Genomic DNA, 313 nt, shown 5'->3' with positions numbered 1-313 from the left:
CCGGAGAAGCGGCCATGTAGAAGAAGTCGGGAGCGTCAGCGCGGCCCGCAGCCTCCATGGCAGCCGAAGCCAAAGCGGCGCCCGCCTCGGTGGGATCGCTGTTCTGGGAACGATCGGCCGCGGCCACGCCCACCGTCATGCCAGGATCGGACAGGGCCATGTCGCCCACGAACGGGGTGTCGCCGCCCACATAACCAGCGCCGGGCACAACAACGCCGGTGAAAGAAGTGTTGCCGAGCACGGGCACCTCGGGCAGAGCCTCGCCCACACCGGCCACTACTTCGTTATCATCGTAATAGCAGCTGCAATACAC

Annotated in this window: 1 protein-coding gene; it reads right to left on the bottom strand. The window is 65.8% G+C overall.

Translation table 11 applies throughout. The features are described from left to right. On the bottom strand, positions 1-313 hold a 313-nt coding region (locus PZH32_RS12410; RefSeq protein ID WP_343074571.1), incomplete at both ends, for an FIST N-terminal domain-containing protein.

Source organism: Adlercreutzia equolifaciens (assembly GCF_029076695.1).
Lineage (GTDB): Bacteria > Actinomycetota > Coriobacteriia > Coriobacteriales > Eggerthellaceae > Adlercreutzia > Adlercreutzia equolifaciens_A.
This window is presented reverse-complemented; position numbering and strand designations above follow the sequence as displayed.